Genomic DNA, 19893 nt, shown 5'->3' with positions numbered 1-19893 from the left:
CTTGCGTCGAATTCGAAGCAGTCGTACGCTCGACAGGTGCTTCGAATTCGGAGCACTCGTTGATGGAGGAGAGACCATGCGCGCCGTTCGCATCACCCGGTACGGAACCGCCGACACCCTGCGGGTCGAGGAGGTCGACCGCCCCGTCCCCGCCGACGGCGAGGTCCTCGTCCGGGTCGCCGCCACCACGTTCAACGCCGTCGACGGCGCGATCCGGGCCGGGTACATGACCGAGCTGATCCCCGTGGACCTGCCGTACACCCCGGGGCTCGACCTCGCCGGCACCGTCGAGGACACCGGCCAGGACGTCATCGCCTTCCTCGGCGTCCCCGTCGGCGGCGGCGCGGCGGAGTTCGCGGCCGTCCCCGAGGACCTGCTGGTCCCGGCGCCGCGCTCGATCCCGCTGACCGACGCCGCCGCCCTGCCCGTCGCCGGGCTCACCGCGTTCCAGGGCCTGTTCGACCACGGCGGCCTGCAGGCCGGGCAGCGGGTGCTGGTCAACGGGGCCGGCGGCGGGGTCGGCGGGTTCGCGGTCCAGCTCGCGAAGCGGGCCGGGGCCCACGTGATCGCCACCGCGAGCCCCCGCAGCCGGGCCGCCGTGCTCGCCGCCGGTGCGGACGAGGTGATCGACTACACGACCACATCCCTCGCCGACGGCCTCACCGGTCCCGTCGACCTGGTGTTCAACAACGTCTCCGGCGACCCCGCGGAACTCAGCCGGCTGACCGACCTCGTCCGCGACGGCGGGCGGGCCGTCAGCGCTCCCCCGCTGCCTCTCACCGACGACGAGGCCCGCGACGTGCACTGGCGGATCCTCTACGTCCGCAACGACACCGCCCAGCTGGCCGAACTCGTGCGGGCCGTCGACGCCGGGGAACTCTCCGTCGACGTCTCCACCCGTCGCCCGCTGGCCGAACTGGCCGCCGTGCACGCCGACGGCGAGGCCGGGAGGTTGCGCGGTCGCGCCGTCGTCACCCTCTGAGGAACCCTCCGAAAACCCGTCGCCGCCCCCGGGCCGCGGAACCTAGCCTGCTCGCGTGCCCGAACCCGACGAACACCCCGGCGACCCCCTCGCCCGCCTCGGCTGGGACGAGGACTGGGACGACCGGTGGAACTCCTTCCGCGCGGCGACCACCCACGACGGGCAGCACCTGCTGCCCGCCCGTGTCGTCCGCGTGCACCGCGGCGCCTGCGACGTCGAGACCCCGCTCGGCCCGCAACGGGTGGAAACTCCCCCGGGGCACCTGGTCCCGGCCCCGACGACCGGCGACTGGGTGGGGTTGGTGCTGGACGCCCCGGAGGGCCCCCGGGTGCTGGGCGTCCTCCCGCGGCGCACCGTGCTCGCCCGCGCTTCGGTCACCGGACGGTCGGTCGACCACCAGCTCGCCGCGAACGTCGACACCGTCGTGGTCGCCATCGGCGCCGACTCCCGCCTCTCCCTCGGCCGGGTGGAACGTTTCCTCGCCCTCGCGTGGAACTCCGGGGCACGCCCCGTCGTCGCCCTCACCAAGTCCGACCTCCTGGCCCGGGACGAGCTCGAGGAGACCCTCGCCACCGTCCGCGGCGACGCCGTGGGCGCCGACGTCGTCGCGGTGAGTTCCACCGACCCGGCCAGCGTCGAGGCCCTGCGCGACCACCTCCGGGGAACCGTCGTCCTCCTCGGGTCCTCCGGCGCGGGGAAGTCGACCCTGGCCAACGCCCTGCTCGGTGAGGAACGGTTCGCGGTGGGGGCCGTCCGGTCCGTGGACGGCAAGGGACGGCACACGACGGTGACCCGGGAACTCGTCCCGCTGCCCGGGGGTCTCGTCCTCGTCGACACCCCCGGGTTGCGCACCCTCGGCGTCGCGGAACTCGGCGACGGGCTGGAACGGACGTTCGCCGACCTCGACGAGGTCGCGGTCGACTGCCGGTTCTCCGACTGCTCGCACACGAACGAACCCGGCTGCGCGGTGCTGTCGGCGATCGACGCGGGGGTGTTCGAGCAGCGGCGGCTCGACAGCTACCGCAGGCTGGAGCGGGAGCAGGCGTGGTTCGCCTCCCGGACCGACCACCGCCTCGCCGCGGAACGCCGCAAGGAGTGGAAGAAGCTCGTCAAGGCCACCCGCGACCGCCACCACTCCTGACCTCAGCCCCGACCGAGCCAGGCGGCGAGACGGACGTGGGCCGGGGCGTCGGCGGGAACCTCGACGGGTCCCCGAACGGGAAACCCGTCCGGTCGCGGGGCACGGGGCGCATCGAGTCCGCCGGGGCCGTCTCCGCCGGTTCCTCGTCGAGCAGGTCGGCGCGCCCGATCGCGACGGCCAGGTCGCCGGCGTGGGTCGCGAACTCCTGGACCCTCGATCCCCTCGGCCTGGTCGCCAAGGGTGTGGTCTGGTACCTGGTGGGAAAGGGGGCGGACGGGGAACGGTTGTTCCGGGTGGACCGGGTCCTCGACGTCGAGCTCCTCGACGACACCGTCGCCGACGACCTGCCGGAACTCGCGGCGGTCTGGGCGCGGCTGCGCGCCGAGGTCGAGCGACCCGACACCTCGGGAACGGTGGTCCGGATGCGGGTCGCCGCCGGGGACGCCGGCCTGCTGCTGCGCATCGCCGACGCCCAGCTGCTCGACGAACCCCGGGTCGGCGCCCACGGCGAGGAGGTCGAGATCACCGCGACCTTCCGGGCCCTGCCGGCCGCCCGGGCGGTCCTGCTGGGACTCGGGACGACGGTGCACGTGCTGGAACCCGCCGAACTCGTCGCGGACCTCGTGCGGACGGCCCGCGACGTGCTCGAACGCTACGGCGACCCGGGAGTTCAGGCCGAGTAGGCGGGGCGGATCACGTCGCTCGCGATCGCGAGACGTTCCGGGAAGGGCAGGAAGGAGGCGGACAGCGCCGTGATCGTGGCGCGTTCCACGTCGGCGAGGTCCCAGCCGGCCTCGTCGACGAGCAGGGAGAACTCCTTCGACAGGGACGTCCCGGACATCAGCCGGTTGTCGGTGTTCACGCTGATCGAGAACCCGAGGTCCTTGAGCACGGTGACGGGGTGGTCCGCGACGCTGGTCGCGGCCCCCGTCTGCACGTTGGAGGACGGGCAGAGTTCCAGGACGATCCCGCGGTCGCGGACCCAGGTCGCGAGGCGGCCGAGCTTCGCCACGGGCAGGCCGAACCGGTCGCGTCCCTCCCCGAGTTCGACGTCCTCGATGATCCGGACCCCGTGCCCGATGCGTTCGGCGCCGCAGGGGTGGACCGCGTCGGCGATGCTCGGCAGGCCGAACGCCTCACCGGCGTGGATGGTGACGGGGAAGTTCTCGGCGTGCAGCCGGTCGAAGGCCGCGAGGTGGTTCGAGGGCGGGAACCCGATCTCCGCCCCGGCGATGTCGAAACCGACGACACCGGCGTCGCGGTGGCGCAGCGCGAGTTCGGCGATCTCGAGGCCGCGGTCGGCGTGCCGCATGGCGGTGACGAGGGTGCCGACCCGGATCGGCGTGCCCGCCTCGGCGGCGAGCTGCTCACCGCGGCGCATGCCCTCCTCGACGGCGACGACGACCTCGTCGAGGCTGAGGCCACCCTGCAGGTGCTGCTCGGGGGCGTAGCGCAGCTCGCCGTAGACGATGCCGTCGGCGGCGAGGTCGAGGACGGCCTCGGTCGCGACCCGGGCCAGCGACTCGGCGTCCTGCATGACGGCGACGGTGTGGTCGAAGGTCTCGAGGTAGCGGACCAGCGTCCCGGAGTCCGCGGCGTCGCGGAACCAGGCGCCGAGCTCCTCGGGGTCGGTGGTCGGCAGCCGGTGCCCGTTCGCGGCGGCGATCTCGACGATGGTCGCGGGCCGCAGACCGCCGTCGAGGTGGTCGTGCAGCGACACCTTCGGCAGGGCGCGGAGGCGCTCGATGGTCGGGGGGGTGGTGCTCTCGGGAGTGCTCACCCCCCGATCGTGCCAGTCACGCGCGGACCAGGCAGACCAGGTAGCGGCACGCGTCGTCGGAGTCGTTGACGTAGGCGCAGTCCTGTGCCGGCCCGAGCCGCAGGCAGTCCCCGGGGCCGAGGTCGTGGACCTGAGGACCCTCCTCGAACCGCAACCGGCCGGCGAGGACCCAGACCTGGTGGTGGGTGCCGGCGTAGGTGGCGGCCGGGAACCCGATCCGCGCCCCTGCCGGCAGGTCCACCTCGATGAGTTCCAGCGGTCCGCCCGTACCGGGGGTGACCGCGCGCCGGACGTAGCCGGTGGCCGGGTCCGTCCAGACCGGTTGCTCCGCACGGCGCGCGACCTGGCGCTCCTCCCCCTCCGCGCGGGCGACCAGTTGCGACAGCGTCAGCCCCAGCGCCCCCGCCAGTCGCCCCAGCAGGACCGCGGTCGGTTGTGCCGCACCGCGTTCCACCTTCGCGATCATCGCGCGGGAGACCCCGGACGCGTCCGCGAGCGCCGCGACCGAGAGCCCGCGGGCGCTTCGGACCGAGCTGACCGTCCGGGCCAGGGAGTCCGCGAGGGACGTCGAGGGGTCAGCCATGCTGGACACCATAGTCATTGATGTGCGTACGATCGTCACATGCCTGAGCGCGTGATCCGCCCTGCGAGCGTCGCCGACGCGGCGGCCTGCGCCGCCGTCTACGCGCCCTACGTCCGCGACACCGCGATCACCTTCGAGCGGGAACCCCCCGACGCGGCCGAGGTGGCGCACCGGATCGAGAGCTACCGGGAGCGCCACGCGTGGCTGGTCCTCGAGGACGCGGGGGTGGTGACCGGCTACGCCTACGCCTCCCCCTACGCCGCCCGGGCCGCCTACGACTGGTCGTGCGAGGTGAGCGTCTACCTCGCGCCCGGTCTGCGCCGCAGCGGCGCCGGCCGGGCGCTCTACGGCGAGCTGTTCGCGACGCTGCGGGCCCGGGGTTTCCGGATGCTCGTGGCCGGCGTGACGCTGCCCAACGAGGCGAGCCTCGGCCTGCACCGGGCGCTGGGCTTCGAGGAGGTGGGCACGTTCCGGGGCATCGGGTTCAAGCTCGACCGCTGGTGGGACGTGGTCCGTCTGCAGCGACCACTGGGTGCGGGCCCGGCGGGGGTTCCGGAACCGCTGTCCTGACCCGGGCGAGGCGTTCCACGCGCTGACCCCAGGCCGTCCCGGCGAGGATGAGCACCGCCCCGAGCGCGCCGAGCGGGCCGAGCAGTTCCCCCCCGAGCAGGACCCCCACGAGCACGGCGAACAGGGGCTCGGTGCCGAGCAGCAGGCTCGCCCGCGCCGCCGACGTGCGGTGCACGGCCCAGCTCTGGGCCAGGAAGGCGAACACGCTGCAGCCCAGGGCGAGGTAGGCGATCCCCGCCCACTGCCCGGGCGAGGCGTGCGCCACCGCGCGGGACACCCCGCCCGGGTCCAACACCGTGAACAGCGCCGCCCCGAGCGCGGTCTGGACGAAGGTCAGCCCCCGCAGGTCCAGGTCGCGGGTGCGGGTGACCCGACCGATGGCCGTCACGTGCCCGGCCCGGACGACGGCCGCCGCGAGGACCAGCAGGTCGCCGTGGTTGGGGACCCGGAACACCAGACGACCCCCGGAGGCGCTGACGAGCAGGGCGACCCCCACGACGGCCACCAGGGCCGCGGCGAAGAACGCCGGCGGCAGCCAGGAACGGCGCACGATCCCCTCGAACCCCGGGGTGAGCAGGATCGTCAGCGAGATCAGCAGACCGGCGTTGGTCGCGCTCGTCCCGGCGACGCCGTAGGTCTCGAGGGCGAGGATCGCCGCCTGCGAGAGGCCGAGGAGGACGCCGCAGCGCAGCTCCTCGCGCCCCACCCGCGCGCGGGTCACGGCGACGACGGCGGCGAGCGCCACCGCGGCGCCGGCGTAGCGCAGCGCGAGCAGGGGCAGGACCCCGACGACGTCGAGGAGGACCTTGGCGGCGAGGTAGCTGGAGCCCCAGACGACGGCCACCCCCAGCAGGAGCAGGTCGACCCGGCGATCACGTGTCACGTCTCGATGGTCGGTGGTCGCAACCGTTCAGTCCAGACACCAGTTGCTCACGCCAGGATTTAGCATCGCTTCATGGACGTGCGTCAGCTGACGATCCTGCGCGAGCTCTTCGAGCGGGGCAGCCTGGTGGCGGTGGCTCGCGCGCTGCACGTCACCCCCTCGGCGGTCTCGCAGCACCTGACGGCGCTGCAACGCACCTGCCCGACACCCCTGACCGAGAAGCGCGGACGTCGACTGGCCCTGACCCCCGCGGGCGAGGCGCTCGCGGCGGCCGCGGTGGACGTCGCCGCGGCCCTGGACCGGGCGAACCGCGCCGTCGAGGCCCACCTGGAGTCCCTCGACACCCCGGTCGCCGTCTGTGCGTTCAACTCCGTGGGCCTGGCCTGGTTCGGCCCGTTGCTGCGGGAGCTGAACGGCGCCCCGCCCCTGCGCTGCACCGATGAGGACGTCGCCCAGCAGGACTTCCCAGGCCTCGTCGCCGACTACGACGTCGTGATCGCCCACCGCCCCGAGGCCGGTCCGCCGTGGCCGACCCGGCGGCTGCGCGTGGTGCCGCTGCTCACCGAACCGCTGCACGTCGCGCTCGCGGCGGACCACCCGCTCGCCGGGCGCGAGCGGCTCACCGTCGCCGACGTCGCGGACGAACGGTGGATCTCGGTCCACGAGGGATTCCCGCTGGCCGGCGCGCTCGACGTCGTCGCCGCGGCGGCCCGCCGACCCCTCGACGTCGTCCACCGCATCAACGAGTTCTTCGTGTCGGCCGCCGTCGTGGCCTCGGGCGACGCGCTGGCCCTGCTGCCGGCCCTGACCTCGCGGGCCGAACCCGGGGTGGTCCTGCGTCCCCTGGCCGACCTCACGCTCAACCGGCGCATCGACGCGCTGCTGCGCCCGGAGGCCCTGGCCCGTCGCGGGGTCGGGACCGTGCTCGACGCCCTGCGCGGACTGGCCGCCCGGAGCGCTTGAGCTCCAGTGCGCTGGAGCACCTAACGTGACGACGTGACCACGAGCACCACCGCCACCCCGACCGCCGGGATCTTCTCCCGCACCTACCTGATCACCACCCTCGGGACGACGGCACTGGTGTTCCTGTCCGCCTTCGAGAGCCTCGCGGTGACCACCGTGATGCCCGTCGTCAGCGCCGACCTGGGCGGTCGCGGCGAGTACGCGACGGCGTTCGCCGCGACGCTCGCGGCGAGCGTCCTGGGGATGGTCGCCGCCGGGGGCTGGGCCGACCGGCGTGGCCCGGGGAAGCCGCTGCTGGCGGCGATCACGGTGTTCGCCGCCGGGCTGCTGGCCGCCTCCCTGGCGCCGACCATGGAGTTCTTCGTCGCGGCCCGGTTCCTGCAGGGGCTCGGGTCGGGCGGGATCAGCGTGACCCTGTACGTGACGGTCGCCCTGGTGTTCCCCCCGGCGTTGCGGCCGGCGGTGTTCGGGGCGTTCGCCTCGGCGTGGGTGCTGCCCTCCCTCGTCGGCCCGTTCCTGGCCGCGCTGGTGGCGCAGACGTTCGGCTGGCCGTGGGTGTTCTCCGGCGTCCTCGTCCTCGTGCTGATCGCCGCCTCCGCGGTGCTGCCCGCCCTGCTGCGGGTCCCGGCCGCGGAAGGGTCCCGGGAGCCGTTGCCGCGCAGTCGTTTCGTTGCCGCCACCGGGGTGGCGGTGGCTGTCGTGGCGGTGAGTTCCGCGGGGGCCACCGGTCCCTGGCGGTGGCTGGTCGCCGCGGTCGCCCTCGGCGTGCTGGTCGTCGCGGTCCGCCCGCTGCTGCCGCCGGGAACCCTCACGGCCCACCGGGGACTCCCCGCGACGGTGCTGCTGCGCGGTCTGCTGGCCGCGACGTTCTTCAGCACCGAGGTCTACCTGCCGCTGATGCTGCACGAGAGGTTCGGGCTCCCGCTCTGGCTCGCGGGGGCGACGCTGACCGCCGCCGCGATCGCCTGGGCCTCGGCCTCGGCCGTCCAGGGCCGCCTCGGGCCGCGGCTCCCGCACGCGCGCGCCGTCCGGATCGGCACCGTCCTGCTGCTCGTCGGCGTCGTCGTCCAGGCCGTCGTAGCCGCGCTCACCCCCGGGGACGTCGTCGCCGCCCTGGCCTCCGCCCTGGGCTGGGCCTGCGCCGGGGCCGGGATGGGGCTGGGTTTCCCCCGCACCACCGTCCTCGTGCTGGAGCAGTCGCCCGCCGGGCAGGAGGGTGCGGGGTCGGCGGCGCTGACGATCTCCGACGCCGCCGGCGGCGGCACGGCGATGGCCTTGACCGGACTGGTCTTCGCCGCCCTGGGCGCCGTCTCGGCGTGGGCGGGGTTCGCCGGGACCCTGCCCGTGTGCGTCGTCTTCGCCGTCGTGGCCCTGCTCGTCGCCCGCCGGGTGCACGGTTCACAGGAAGCGCACTGACGCAGCACCGGATCCTCCTCGGTGGCTCCCCGACGGTGGAGGCATGAAGAACAACCTCCCCAGCTACGAGGGTCGTCCGCTCCCCCGCCCCGACGAGGACGTCGACGACCAGGGCCTCGCCTTCGACATCACGACGATGATCGGCCGTCGTCGCGCGCTGGGGCTGCTGGGCCTCGGGGCCACCGGGCTCACCCTCGCCGCCTGCGGGAGCGACGACACCGCCGCGGCCGACACCACCACGAGCTCCTCGAGCGCCGCCTCCGGCACGCTCACCGAGATCCCCGACGAGACCGCCGGCCCTTACCCGGGCGACGGCTCGAACGGCCCGGACGTCCTCGAGCAGAGCGGGGTAGTGCGCAGCGACATCCGGTCCAGCTTCGGGTCGAGCACGACCACCGCCGAGGGGGTGCCGATGACCCTGACCCTCAGCGTCGTCGACCTGGCCGGCGGGAACGTCCCGTTCGAGGGGGTGGCGGTCTACGTCTGGCACTGCGACCGCGACGGCGAGTACTCCCTCTACGCCGACTCCCTCACCGACGAGAACTACCTGCGCGGGGTCCAGGTCGCCGACGCCGACGGGAACGTGACCTTCACCAGCGTCTACCCGGCCTGCTACTCCGGGCGCTGGCCGCACGTCCACTTCGAGGTCTACCCGAGCGTCGACGACATCACGGACGTGGCGAACTGCATCGCCACCTCCCAGGTCGCGATGCCCACCGGGGCCAACGAGGCGGTCTACGCCACCACCGGCTACGAGCAGTCGGTGAGCAACCTCGCCCAGGTGAGCCTGGCCACCGACAACGTCTTCGGCGACGACAGCGCCGCGACCCAGACGCCGACCGTCAGCGGGGACGTCACCAGCGGGTACGCCATCGCGCTGACCGTCGGCGTCGACACCACGACCGAGCCCACGGCGGGGACGATGGCCGGCAACGGGTCGGACACCTCCGGTCACCCCGACGGGTCCGGTGGCGGGACCCCGCCCTCCGGCACCGCCTGAGCCCCCCGCGTCAGGCGGGGGTCCGCCGCAGCAGGGCCCGGGCGAGCAGCTGCTGCCCCGCCGACCAGGCTCCCGACGCCGCCCAGTAGACGAGGACACCGATCGGGAAGTGCGCGGCCGAGACCACCACGACGACGGGCAGGACCACGAGCAGGGCGGTCGGGGTGGCCACCCCGGACGTGCCTGCGCGCAGCGTGACCACCTGCAGCGCGGCGATCGCGAGGAGGAGGAAGCCGGCGACGAGGACCGTCGCCGGATCACCGCCGTGGGTGAGGACCCCGGACAGCGGCGCGCCCGCGAGGGTCGCCGCACCGAAGGCGGCCAGGGTGGCGCCGGACTGCAGGGTCAGGGTCAGCGCGAGGAACACGGGCGACTGCAGCAGCCCGGGCAGGCAGCCGCCGAGGGGGTTCACCCCGGCGTCGCGGTGCAGGGCCGCGACCTCCTCCTGCATCGCCCGCCGGCCGGCCGGGTCGCTGCGGTGGCGCTGCTGGACGGCGAGGACCTGCGGTCTCAGCGCGGCGGCGCGGACGACCGAACGTTGCTGGGCGAGGAACAACGGCAGCAGCAGGGTCCGGGCCAGGACGACGAGTCCCACGATCGCCAGCGGCCAGGGGGCGCCGAGGTCGTGCAGGTGGAGGAGGACGAAGGTGACGGCGTCCGCGACGGGACGCAGGATCGAGTGCAGGGTTTCGAGCACGGGGAACTCCGGAGGTCGCGGGAACGGGAGGCGTCGACTCCCGTGCGCGCGTCAGCTCAGCACGGGAGCGCGAGGACTCCGGGTGCCCGGGGCTGCGGGTTCCCCACCGCGGCCGGTGCGTTCTGCGGCAACGTGTCCGCGGGTTCGAAACGGGCTACCGGCGGCGACGGGGCCACGGCGGCCAGCAGTTCCGCCACGACCCCCCGCAGGGCGAGGAGGCCGACCACGACGCTCGAGGCGACCGCGACCGCGGTCCCCAGCAGCAACTGCTCGGACCCGCCCGCGAGGAGCAGGGCCGAGAGCAGCAGGGGCAGCACGAGCAGCGCGGTCGAGAACCGCGCCGTCAGCTCCTGCTGCCCACCCACGCTCGCCACCCTACCCACGGCAGGGTCAGGCGGTGATGCGTTCGTGGACCAGCGGAACCGTCGCGGGTTCGGCGACCGAGACCGTGAAACCCCCGTCGAGGGCCTGCGTGGCCCAGTCGAAGCGGTCCGGGGTGTCGGTGTGCAGGGTCATGAGGCGCTGACCGGTGCGCACCCGGTCCCCCCGCACGGCGTGCAGCTCCACACCGGCGCCGGCCTGCACGGCCTCCTCCCGGCGCGAGCGTCCCGCGCCCAACCGCCAGGCGGCGACCCCGACGGCCAGCGCGTCGACGTCGAGGAAACCGTCGGCCGGCGCCAGCACGTCCTGGGTGTGCGCGGCGACCGGGAGGGGCGCGTCCGGGTCGCCGCCCTGGGCCGCGATCATCCGCCGCCAGGCGTCCATCGCGCGGCCGTCGGCGAGGGCGTCCGCGGGGTCCACCGCGTCGAGCCCGACGGCGGCGAGCATCTCGCGCGCCAGCACCAGGGTGAGCTCGACGAGGTCGGCCGGTCCTCCCCCGGCGAGCACTTCGAGGGACTCCCGGACCTCCAGCGCGTTGCCCGCCGTGCGGCCGAGGACCGTCGACATGTCGGTGACCACGGCGACCGTCCGCACCCCGGCGTCGGTGCCGAGCTCGACCATCGTGCGGGCCAGTTCGAGCGACTGCCCGAGTTCCTTCATGAAGGCGCCGGAGCCGGTCTTCACGTCCAGGACGAGGGCGCTGGTCCCCTCGGCGATCTTCTTGCTCATGATGGAGCTGGCGATGAGCGGGATCGCCTCGACGGTGCTGGTGACGTCGCGCAGGGCGTAGAGCTTCTTGTCCGCCGGGGCCAGGTCGCCCGTCGCCGCGCAGATCACGGCGCCGACGTCGACGAGCTGGTCACGGATCTCGGCCAGGGTGAGCGAGGCCCGCCAGCCGGGGATCGCCTCGAGCTTGTCCAGGGTCCCGCCGGTGTGGCCGAGCCCACGACCGGACAACTGCGGGACGGCCGCGCCGCAGGCCGCGACGAGCGGCGCCAACGGCAACGTGACCTTGTCGCCGACCCCGCCCGTGGAGTGCTTGTCGACGCTGGGTCGGGGCAGGTCGGTGAAGTCGAGCCGGCTGCCCGAGTCGATCATCGCGTTCGTCCAGCGCGAGACCTCGGCGCGGTTCATCCCGTTGAGCAGGATCGCCATCGCCAGCGCGGACATCTGCTCCTCCGCGACCACCCCGTGGGTGTAGGCGTCGACGACCCAGTCGATCTGCGCGTCGGAGAGCACGCCCTTGTCGCGCTTGGTGCGGATGACGTCGACGGCGGCGAACTGCTGCTGGCTCACGGCTGGGCCTTCCGGGCGGGGTCGGTCAGGTCGTGCGGGCCGAACGCGTCGGGCAGCACCTGGGTCATCGGGACCACCCCGCGCGGGGAGTCGACGAGGAGGTCCGGTCCGCCGAACTCGTAGAGCAGCTGCCGGCACCGTCCGCACGGCATGAGGACGTTGCCCGCACCGTCGACGCAGGCGAAGGCGACGAGCGTGCCGCCCCCCGTCATCTGCAACTGCCCGACCAGCGTGCACTCGGCGCACAACGTGACGCCGTAGGAGGCGTTCTCGACGTTGGCCCCGGACACGATCCGCCCGTCGTCGACGAGGGCGGCCGCGCCGACGGGGAAGTTCGAGTACGGCGAGTAGGAGTGCGCGAGGGCTTCGCGCGCGGCGGCGCGCAGGACGTCGAAGTCAGGGTTCACGACGGGTACGGCTCCCCGGAGGCGGCGGGCGGGCGGACACGGCCGACGAAACCGGCGACGGCCAGGATCGTGGCGAGGTAGGGCAGCATCGAGAGGAAGCTCGAGGGCACGGTCCCCGGCGCGGTGATGATCCCGACGAGGGTCTGCAGGGCGGCGAAGAACCCGAACAGCAACGACGCACCGACGGCCCCCTTGGGGCTCCACCGGCCGAAGATGACGGCGGCCAGGGCGATGAACCCCTTGCCGGCCGACATGTTCTCGGTGAACGGCCCGATCGTCCCGATGGAGAGGTAGGCCCCGGCGAGACCGGCGATGCCCCCCGCCACCACGACGTTGACGTAGCGGACCCGCAGCACCGGGATGCCGACCGTGGCGGCCGCCTTGGGGTGCTCACCCACGGCCCGGGTGCGCAGCCCCCAGCGGGTGCGGAACAGGACGACCTGCAGCGCGACGATGACGACGTACATCGCGTAGACGAGGACGTTGGCCTGGAACAGCAGCGGCCCGAGCACGGGGATCTCGGCCAGGCCGGGGATCCGGACCGGCGAGAGCACCCCCGGGGAGTTGAAGCGCTGCGCGTCGGTCTGCATGAGCGCCTTGTACGCCCACCCCGTGAAACCGAGGGCGGCCGCGTTCAGCACGACCCCGAGGATCACCTGGTTCACCCGGTAGCGGATGGCGAAGACCGCCAGCAGCCACCCGACGACGGCCCCGGCCAGCACCGCACCGACGACCCCGGCACCGAGGTTGCCGGCCATCGAACCGACGAGGGCACCGGCGAAGGCGCCGGTCAGCATCTGCCCCTCGATGGCCACGTTCACGACACCGCTGCGCTCGCCGAGCACCCCGGCGAGGGCGCCGAGGATGAGCGGGGTGGCGAGGAAGACCGTCTGCTGGAGCAGCTTGACGACGTCCATCGACTGCGAGGACGCCCCGGACATGACCCAGCAGAGGAACGCGAGCACGAAGCACAGCAACGTGACGGCGATGACGACGGGACTGCGCCGCGCCCGGAAACCCCGCGCGAGCTGGTACAGCCCGAGCAGGACGACGACGACGCCCAGGACGACCGGCGTCAGCGTCCCGGGGACGGTGAGGTCGGGGAGTTCGACGGCCGAGCCGCCACCGAAGCGGAAGGTCGCGTCGGCCGCACCGGAACCGACCCCCCAGCCGAGGACCGTCACCAGCCCGACGAGCACGAGCAGGGCTCCGGTGAGGACCCGTCGGCGCAGGCTGACGGGGGGTTCGACGCGCGCCAGTTCGACGACGGGCGCGGGGATCTCGACGCTCACCGGGTCCACCCTCCGGCCAGTTCCGAACCGACCCCGGCGCCACCGCCGGACTTCAGGCGGAACACCGCCCGGACCAGCGCCGGCGCGGCGATGAAGAGCACGACGAGGGCCTGCAGCACGCCGACGAGGTCGACGGGGACGCCGGTCGAGGACTGCATCTGCACCGACCCGGCCCGCAGACCGCCGAACAGGACGCCGGCCGCGATGACGCCGTAGGGGTTGTTGCGTCCCAGCAGCGCGACGGTGATGGCGTCGAAGCCGATGTTCCCGGCGACGCTGCTGGTCACGCTCCCCGTGACGCCGAGGACCTGCGTCGCGCCGGCGAGGCCCGCGAGGCCACCGGCCAGCGCCATGGACACGATCTGCAACCGACCCACGGGCATCCCGGCCGTGCGGGCCGCGTTGGGGTTGGCCCCCACCGCGCGCAGGCGGAACCCGAGCCGGGACCGCTCGAAGAGCCACCACACGAAGACGGACGCGAGGACCGCGAGGACCAGGCCCAGGTTCACCCGCAGCGAGGAACCCAGCAGCGGCGGCAGTTCCGCGTTCGCGGCGACCTGCTCGGAGATGGCCTGCCCGTAGGGCGGGCGCTGGAAGCCGTGGACGCTGAGCAGGTAGTTCAGCAGGTTGATGGCGACGTAGTTCAGCATGATCGTCGTGATGACCTCGTGGGCGCCGGTCCGGGCCTTGAGCAGACCGACGACCCCACCCCAGACCAGTCCCCCGACGATCCCGCCCACCAGCGCGACGACCAGGTGCAGAACCACCGGCAGGTCCAGGGTGAAGCCCAACCAGGCGGCGAGGACCGCACCGAGGATGATCTGGCCCTGGGCGCCGATGTTGAACAACCCGACCCGGAAGGACAGCGCGACGGCGAGTCCGGCCAGGATCAGCGGGGTGGCGTTGACGAGCGTCTCGGAGAGCGGCCGCAACGCCGCGATCCCGGAGAAGCTCGGGTTGTAGACGGCGCCCTGCAGCAGCGCGACGTAGGCGTCGCGGACGGAGTACCAGACGTTGGAGAACAGGTCCCAGGGGTAGCTGAAGAAGTACCCCGCGCTGGCCCGGGTCGCTTCGTCGCCGATGGCGATCAGCACCGCCCCGACGAGCAGGGCACCGACGACGGCGAACACCGTCACCAGCCAGCTGCCACCCCAGTACGGGCGCCGTCGCCGTACCGGACCGCCGTCCCGGACGGTTTCCTTCTCCAACGTCACGACTGCCCTCCGGCGGGTTCGATGTGGGCGCCGGCCATCAGCAGACCCAGTTCCTCCTGCGTGGCCTCGGGGCCGACCTCGCCCGCGATCCGGCCGCGGTAGAGCACGACGATGCGGTCGGCCAGCGCCCGCACCTCGTCGAGTTCGGTCGAGACCAGCACGACGGCCGCACCGCGGTCGCGTTCGGCCACGATCCGCTGGTGCACGAACTCCTGGCTCCCGACGTCGACCCCGCGGGTCGGCTGCGCGACGACGAGCAGCTTCAGCTCGCGCGACATCTCCCGGGCCAGGACCACCTTCTGCTGGTTCCCGCCCGACAGCGTCGAGGCCGCGGCCTGCGGCGAGGGGGTCCGGATGTCGAACTCGCTGATCCGGTCGTCCGCGTTGCGCCGCACCGCGTCCCGGTCGACGGAGGGCCCGCTGGCGAAGGCGGGTGAGTCGACGAGGTCGAGGACGAGGTTCTCGGCGATGCTGAACGACCCGACGAGACCGTCGTGCAGGCGGTCCTCGGGGACGTAGCCGACCCCGAGGGCCAGGACGTCGGCGATGTCGCGTCCGGTGGTGTCGACCCCGGCGATGCGCAGCGACCCGGACTCGATGCGCTGCAGGCCGACGATGCTGCGGGTCAGTTCGGTCTGCCCGTTCCCGTCGACACCGGCGATCGCGAGGACCTCCCCCGCGCGCACGTCGAGGTCGATGCCGTCCAGCAGGACCGTCCCGGACGGGTCGACGACCCGCACCGAGGACATCGTCAGGACGCTCTCCCCGGGTTCGGCCGTGGCCTTCTCCACCCGCAGGCGCACCTCGCGGCCCACCATCAGCGCGGCGAGCTCCTCCGGCGACGCGCTGGGCGACGCCTCCCCGACGACCTTGCCGCGGCGGATGACGGTGATGCGGTCGGCGACGGCCTTGACCTCGCGCAGCTTGTGGGTGATGAAGACGATCGACGTCCCGGCGTCGGCGAGCTCGCGCATGACGCGCATGAGGTCGTCGGTCTCGGCCGGGGTGAGCACGGCGGTGGGTTCGTCGAGGACGAGGACCTTCGCGTCGCGCAGCAGGGCCTTGACGATCTCGACGCGTTGCTGGACGCCGACGGCGAGGTCGGCGACGAGGGTGTCGGCGGGGATCGCCAACCCGAACCGCTGCGAGGTCTCCTCGACGCGCTCGCGGGCCCGGCGCCGGTCCAGGAAACCCCCGCCGGTGGTGAGCTCCGCACCGAGGACGATGTTCTCGGTGGCCGTGAACGTCGGGACGAGCATGAAGTGCTGGTGCACCATGCCGATCCCGGCGGCCATGGCGTCGCCCGGGGAGGTGAACTCCACGGGTTCGCCGTCGACGAGGATCTGGCCCTCGTCCGGGGTGTAGAGGCCGTAGAGCACGTTCATCAACGTGCTCTTGCCGGCCCCGTTCTCGCCCAGCAGGGCGTGGATCTCGCCCTCGCGGACGACGAGGTCGATCGAGTCGTTGGCGACGAGGGGCCCGAAGCGCTTCGTGATGCCCTTGAGTTCCAGTTGCACCTGCGGGTCGTTCCCCTCGTCAGCCGTCGACTCGTGTTGGAACTCGCTGTCAGCCGGCCTTGATGGCGTTCGGCGAGGTGATCTCGATGCTGCCGTCGATGATGCCCTTCTTGACCGTGTCCAGCTCGGACTTCAGGTCCGCCGGGACCTGCGCGTCCCACTGGTTGAACGGCGCCAGGCCCGTGCCGTCGTTCTTCAGGTTCCCGACGTAGGCACCGGTCGGGACGGACCCGGAGGCCGACTTCGTGACGTAGTCGTTCACCGCGTCGGTGAGGTTCTTCGTCACCGAGGAGATGAAGTACTTGCAGTACTGCTCGGCGCTGACGCAGCCGTCGGTGTCGACCCAGATGAGGTTCAGCGAGCCGCCCGCGGCCTCGGCGGCCGCCCCCGCACCCAGACCGGACTGGCCGGCGACGGGCATGACGATGTCGGCGCCCTGGGCGGCCATCGTCTCGGTGATGGACCGGCCCGCGGCCTGGTCGACGAAGGAGTTCGAGAAGGTACCGGCGGAGGGGTTCTTCTCGTCCCAGCCGATGACCTTGACGGACTTCCCCTTCTGCTGGTTGTAGTACTGCACGCCTTCCCAGAAGCCGTCCATGTAGATGGTGACCGGCGGGATGTTCAGGCCGCCCCAGGTGCCGACGGTGCCCGTCTTGGTCATGCCGGCGGCGAGGTAACCACCGAGGAACCCGCCCTCGGCGGTGTTGTACTCGAACCCGTAGACGTTGTCGGCGACGGGCGCGGAGTCGATCTCGGCGAACTTCTGGTCGGGGTTCTGCTCCGCGACCTCCTTGACGGCGTCCGACATGAGACCGCCGACGGCGACGATCGAGTCGCACTTGTTGCCGACCTCGGTGGTCAGGTTCGGGACGTAGTCGGCGTCGCTGTTGGAGGCGACGTAGCCGATCTCGATGTCCGGGTTCGCCTTGTTGGCGGCCTTGAAGCCGTCGTAGGAGGACTGGTTGAACGAGCGGTCGTCCACGCCACCGGTGTCGAGCACCATGCAGGCCTTGAACTTGGCGCCGCCGGCGCTGCTCGCGTCACCCGATCCCGTCGCGGCGTCCGGCCGGCTGCCGCAGGAGGCCAGCATCAGGGCGGCTGCGCCCAGGGCGGCCACCGGCGCGAGGCGGTGCAACGTCTTCATGGGGGTAGTCCTCCAGGTCGGGGTGTGACTCACGGGGGTGAGGCGGACGCCCGGAGCAGGACCGGCGAACGCGCGGCCATCGTAGTGGCCGAAATCCCCCTCCCCGTGCGCGCGAGCACGCAGGTTGTCCAGATCGAGACCTTTCAACCCGACAGACCGGCGGGCAGCGCCCGCTCCGAGGCCGCGGTGGTCGCCAGCACGCCGATCCCGACGGCGAGCGCCGCCTCGTCGGGCGCGTAGTCCCCGCGGTGCAGGTCGAACGTCGTGCCGCCGGGGGTGCGCGTCCCGAGGCGCACCATCGCGCCGGGGACGTGGTGCAGGTACCAGGCGAAGTCCTCGCCGCCCAGCGACTGCCGGGTGGGCAGGACGGCGTCGGTTCCGAGCAGGATCCGGGCGGCCTCGTCGAGGGCGGCCGTGGAGTGCACCTCGTTGTCGACGGGCGGGACGCCTCGGACGAGTTCGACCTCGGCGCGCACCGAGTAGGGGCGGACGAGGTCGGCGACGACGGACTCGACGAGTTCCCCGGCGTGCTGCCAGGCCTCGGTCTCCATGCAGCGCAACGTCCCTGCGGCGTAGCCCGCGGAGGGGACGGCGTTGGCGACGTCGCCGGCGTGCACGGCTCCCCAGGTGAGGTTCACGCCGGCGCGGGGGTCGACGCGGCGGGCGATGACGGCGGGGAGCTGCGTGACGACCTGACCGAGGGCGAAGACGAGGTCACCCGCGAGGTGGGGGCGGGAGGTGTGCCCGCCCGTGCCGTGCAGGCGGACGGTGACGTGGTCGCTGGCGGAGGTGATGGGCCCGGCCTTGAGACCGACGGTGCCGGCGTCCAGCGTGGGGTCGCAGTGCAGGCTGTAGATGGCCGAGACGCCCTCCAGCACACCGGTCCCGATGACCCCGAGGGCGCCGCCGGGCATGACCTCCTCGGCGGGCTGGAAGACGAGGCGCACCCCGTGCCGCAGATCACCCGTCCGGGCGAGGTCGGCGAGGACCAGTCCGGCGCCGAGCACCGACGCGGTGTGCACGTCGTGCCCGCAGGCGTGGGCCACGCCGGGCACGGTGGAGGCGTAGGGCAGACCGGTGGCCTCGGGGACGGGCAGGGCGTCCAGGTCGGCCCGCACGGCGAGCATCGGGCCGCTCGGGCCGATGTCGGCGATCAGCCCCGTCCCGGGCAGCAGCCGGACGGCGGCGCCGGCGGCCGTGAGGACCTCGGCGAGGCGGGCGGTCGTGCGGTGTTCCTGGTGGGCCAGCTCGGGGTGGGCGTGGATCTCGCGTCGCACCGCCCGCGCCGTGGGTTCGTGGGCGAGCACGAGGTCGGCGATGCGCACCGCGAGCCCCTCGGTCCGCCGGGTCGCGGAACCCGCGTCACTCGTGGCTTCGGTGTCGCTGGTCACGTCGGTCGACGCTACCCGCCGCCCCCCGACCCCGCGTACCCCAGCCCCGCTCAGACGATGTGGTCGAGGCCGAGGTGCTTGGCCCGGGCCACGAGCTTCTTGACCTCCTGCGCCCGGGCGCGGGTGGTCACGAGCAACGCGTCCGGGGTGTCGACGACGACGAGGTCGTCGACGCCGAGCAGCGCCACGACGCGGCCGTTGGCGGGCACGACGAGACCGCCCGCGACGCCCTCGGTGATGACGAGGTCGGGGTCGCCCAGGACCTTCGGCATGTCGACGTCGGCCGGCAGCAGTTCGGCGAGGGAGGAGAAGTCGCCGACGTCGTCCCAGCCGAAGGTGGCGGGCACGACGGCGACGCGGCCCGCCTCGGCGGCCGGCTCGGCCACGGCGTTGTCGATGGCGATGGAGGGCAGGGCCGCCCACTGCTCCTCGAGGACGGCGTCGCGCTGCGGGGTGTCCCACGCGTCGGCGATGCGCATCAGCCCGGAGTGCAGGGCGGGGGTGTGCGTGGCGAGGAGCTCCAGCAGGACGTCGGCGCGGGTCACGAACATCCCGCCGTTCCAGCGGTAGTCCCCGGTGGAGAGGTAGGCCGCGGCGGTGCGTGCGTCCGGCTTCTCCTTGAACTGCACGACGCGGCGCGCGTTGGGTGCGCCCTGCAGGCGCAGTCGCTTGCCGAGGCGGATGTAGCCGAAGCCGGTGGCCGGGTGCGAGGGCGCGATCCCGATGGTGACGACGAACCCGCGCCGGGCGGTGACCACGGCCTCCTCGACGGAGCTCTCGAAGTCGTCGCGACCGGAGATGTTGTGGTCGGCGGCGAACGAGCCGAGGACGGCGTCGGGGTTCCGGCGGACGAGGACGGCCGCGGCGAGACCGATGGCGGCGGCGGAGTCGCGCTGCATCGGTTCGCGCAGGATGTTCTCGGCCGGCAGGTCGGGCAGCTGCTCGGCGACGGCGTCGGCGTGGGAGCGGCCGGTGACGACGAGGGTGCGCGAGGCGTCGGTGAGCGGCAGCAACCGGTCCCAGGTCGACTGCAGCAGCGTGCGCCCGCGACCGGTCAGGTCGAGGAGGAACTTCGGCCGGTCACTGCGCGAGAGGGGCCACAACCGCGTGCCCGCCCCACCCGCCGGGACGACGGCGTGGAAGTCGGAGAGGTCGATCTGGCCGTCCTCGAGGTCGTCCTCCGACCACGACGCCGACCAGTTGGTGCCTGCTGTGCCCTGTCCCCCGTCAGTCATG

20 protein-coding genes are annotated in these 19893 nt (G+C 73.2%); 7 read left to right on the top strand and 13 right to left on the bottom strand.

Annotated features, from left to right (window positions below):
• The first annotated feature begins 76 nt into the window (after window positions 1–76).
• The 3 genes from ACFQ46_RS09950 to ACFQ46_RS09940 are packed head-to-tail and all read left to right on the top strand — an operon-like array spanning window position 77 to window position 2806.
• Window positions 77–982 (top strand): NADP-dependent oxidoreductase, encoded by a 906-nt coding sequence (locus tag ACFQ46_RS09950; protein ID WP_380259352.1) that lies wholly within the window; start codon window positions 77–79, stop codon window positions 980–982.
• A gap of 55 nt (window positions 983–1037) precedes the next feature.
• Complete coding sequence (gene rsgA, locus ACFQ46_RS09945) at window positions 1038–2123, top strand: ribosome small subunit-dependent GTPase A (protein ID WP_380259351.1); 1086 nt, start codon at window positions 1038–1040, stop codon at window positions 2121–2123.
• A gap of 35 nt (window positions 2124–2158) precedes the next feature.
• Complete coding sequence (locus tag ACFQ46_RS09940; RefSeq protein ID WP_380259350.1) at window positions 2159–2806, top strand: WYL domain-containing protein; 648 nt, start codon at window positions 2159–2161, stop codon at window positions 2804–2806.
• Here ACFQ46_RS09940 and ACFQ46_RS09935 read toward each other — a convergent pair.
• Window positions 2794–3903 (bottom strand): adenosine deaminase, encoded by a 1110-nt coding sequence (locus ACFQ46_RS09935; RefSeq protein ID WP_380259349.1) that lies wholly within the window; start codon window positions 3901–3903, stop codon window positions 2794–2796. The two genes, ACFQ46_RS09940 and ACFQ46_RS09935, sit on opposite strands and share 13 nt — an antisense overlap.
• Window positions 3904–3919: 16 nt before the next feature.
• Window positions 3920–4486, bottom strand: coding sequence for a helix-turn-helix domain-containing protein (locus tag ACFQ46_RS09930; protein ID WP_380259348.1), 567 nt, complete (start codon window positions 4484–4486; stop codon window positions 3920–3922).
• A gap of 39 nt (window positions 4487–4525) precedes the next feature.
• Between ACFQ46_RS09930 and ACFQ46_RS09925 the strand changes: the two genes are divergently transcribed.
• Window positions 4526–5056 carry an N-acetyltransferase family protein gene (locus ACFQ46_RS09925; protein ID WP_328294835.1) on the top strand — a complete coding sequence of 177 codons (531 nt, stop codon included), beginning with the start codon at window positions 4526–4528 and terminating at the stop codon, window positions 5054–5056.
• Here the strand turns inward: ACFQ46_RS09925 and ACFQ46_RS09920 are convergent.
• On the bottom strand, window positions 4971–5939 hold the full coding sequence (locus ACFQ46_RS09920; RefSeq protein ID WP_380259347.1) for a DMT family transporter: 969 nt from the start codon (window positions 5937–5939) through the stop codon (window positions 4971–4973). The genes ACFQ46_RS09925 and ACFQ46_RS09920 overlap by 86 nt on opposite strands.
• Before the next feature lie 72 nt (window positions 5940–6011).
• Between ACFQ46_RS09920 and ACFQ46_RS09915 the strand changes: the two genes are divergently transcribed.
• Genes ACFQ46_RS09915 through ACFQ46_RS09905 form a run of 3 tightly spaced genes read left to right on the top strand, consistent with a single transcriptional unit; the run spans window position 6012 to window position 9318 of the window.
• The gene (locus ACFQ46_RS09915; RefSeq protein ID WP_380259346.1) at window positions 6012–6902 is read left to right on the top strand and encodes a LysR family transcriptional regulator; all 891 of its coding nucleotides are present in this window, start codon (window positions 6012–6014) and stop codon (window positions 6900–6902) included.
• A gap of 33 nt (window positions 6903–6935) precedes the next feature.
• Window positions 6936–8318: an MFS transporter gene (locus ACFQ46_RS09910; RefSeq protein ID WP_380259345.1), complete on the top strand. Its 1383-nt coding sequence runs from the start codon at window positions 6936–6938 to the stop codon at window positions 8316–8318.
• 43 nt (window positions 8319–8361) lie between these two features.
• On the top strand, window positions 8362–9318 hold the full coding sequence (locus tag ACFQ46_RS09905) for a 3,4-dioxygenase subunit beta (protein ID WP_380259344.1): 957 nt from the start codon (window positions 8362–8364) through the stop codon (window positions 9316–9318).
• Between the two features lie 10 nt (window positions 9319–9328).
• On the opposite strand, the gene ACFQ46_RS09900 is transcribed toward ACFQ46_RS09905, so the two are convergent.
• The 10 genes from ACFQ46_RS09900 to ACFQ46_RS09855 all read right to left on the bottom strand — a co-directional run bounded on the left by ACFQ46_RS09900 (window position 9329) and on the right by ACFQ46_RS09855 (window position 19892).
• On the bottom strand, window positions 9329–10015 hold the full coding sequence (locus ACFQ46_RS09900; protein ID WP_380259343.1) for a YidC/Oxa1 family membrane protein insertase: 687 nt from the start codon (window positions 10013–10015) through the stop codon (window positions 9329–9331).
• Window positions 10016–10071: 56 nt separating this feature from the next.
• Window positions 10072–10380, bottom strand: coding sequence for a hypothetical protein (locus ACFQ46_RS09895; protein WP_380259342.1), 309 nt, complete (start codon window positions 10378–10380; stop codon window positions 10072–10074).
• A 25-nt stretch (window positions 10381–10405) separates the two neighbouring features.
• Window positions 10406–11692, bottom strand: coding sequence for a thymidine phosphorylase (locus ACFQ46_RS09890; protein ID WP_380259341.1), 1287 nt, complete (start codon window positions 11690–11692; stop codon window positions 10406–10408).
• Window positions 11689–12099 (bottom strand): cytidine deaminase, encoded by a 411-nt coding sequence (locus ACFQ46_RS09885; protein WP_380259340.1) that lies wholly within the window; start codon window positions 12097–12099, stop codon window positions 11689–11691. Before ACFQ46_RS09885 ends, ACFQ46_RS09890 begins: the two co-directional genes overlap by 4 nt.
• Window positions 12096–13391 (bottom strand): ABC transporter permease, encoded by a 1296-nt coding sequence (locus ACFQ46_RS09880; protein WP_328294826.1) that lies wholly within the window; start codon window positions 13389–13391, stop codon window positions 12096–12098. The genes ACFQ46_RS09885 and ACFQ46_RS09880 overlap by 4 nt, the downstream gene beginning before the upstream one ends.
• Window positions 13388–14605, bottom strand: a complete 1218-nt coding sequence (locus ACFQ46_RS09875) for an ABC transporter permease (RefSeq protein WP_380259339.1) — start codon at window positions 14603–14605, stop codon at window positions 13388–13390. Before ACFQ46_RS09875 ends, ACFQ46_RS09880 begins: the two co-directional genes overlap by 4 nt.
• Window positions 14602–16122: an ABC transporter ATP-binding protein gene (locus ACFQ46_RS09870; protein ID WP_380259338.1), complete on the bottom strand. Its 1521-nt coding sequence runs from the start codon at window positions 16120–16122 to the stop codon at window positions 14602–14604. Before ACFQ46_RS09870 ends, ACFQ46_RS09875 begins: the two co-directional genes overlap by 4 nt.
• A 49-nt stretch (window positions 16123–16171) precedes the next feature.
• The gene (locus ACFQ46_RS09865) at window positions 16172–17266 is read right to left on the bottom strand and encodes a BMP family protein (protein ID WP_380259337.1); all 1095 of its coding nucleotides are present in this window, start codon (window positions 17264–17266) and stop codon (window positions 16172–16174) included.
• 143 nt (window positions 17267–17409) lie between these two features.
• Window positions 17410–18657, bottom strand: a complete 1248-nt coding sequence (locus tag ACFQ46_RS09860) for an amidohydrolase (RefSeq protein WP_380259336.1) — start codon at window positions 18655–18657, stop codon at window positions 17410–17412.
• A gap of 50 nt (window positions 18658–18707) precedes the next feature.
• On the bottom strand, window positions 18708–19892 hold the full coding sequence (locus ACFQ46_RS09855; protein WP_380259335.1) for a mannose-1-phosphate guanylyltransferase: 1185 nt from the start codon (window positions 19890–19892) through the stop codon (window positions 18708–18710).
• Between the last annotated feature and the right edge of the window lies 1 nt (window position 19893).

It is taken from the genome of Kineococcus sp. GCM10028916, assembly GCF_042674865.1.
Taxonomy (GTDB): domain Bacteria; phylum Actinomycetota; class Actinomycetes; order Actinomycetales; family Kineococcaceae; genus Kineococcus.
This window is presented reverse-complemented; position numbering and strand designations above follow the sequence as displayed.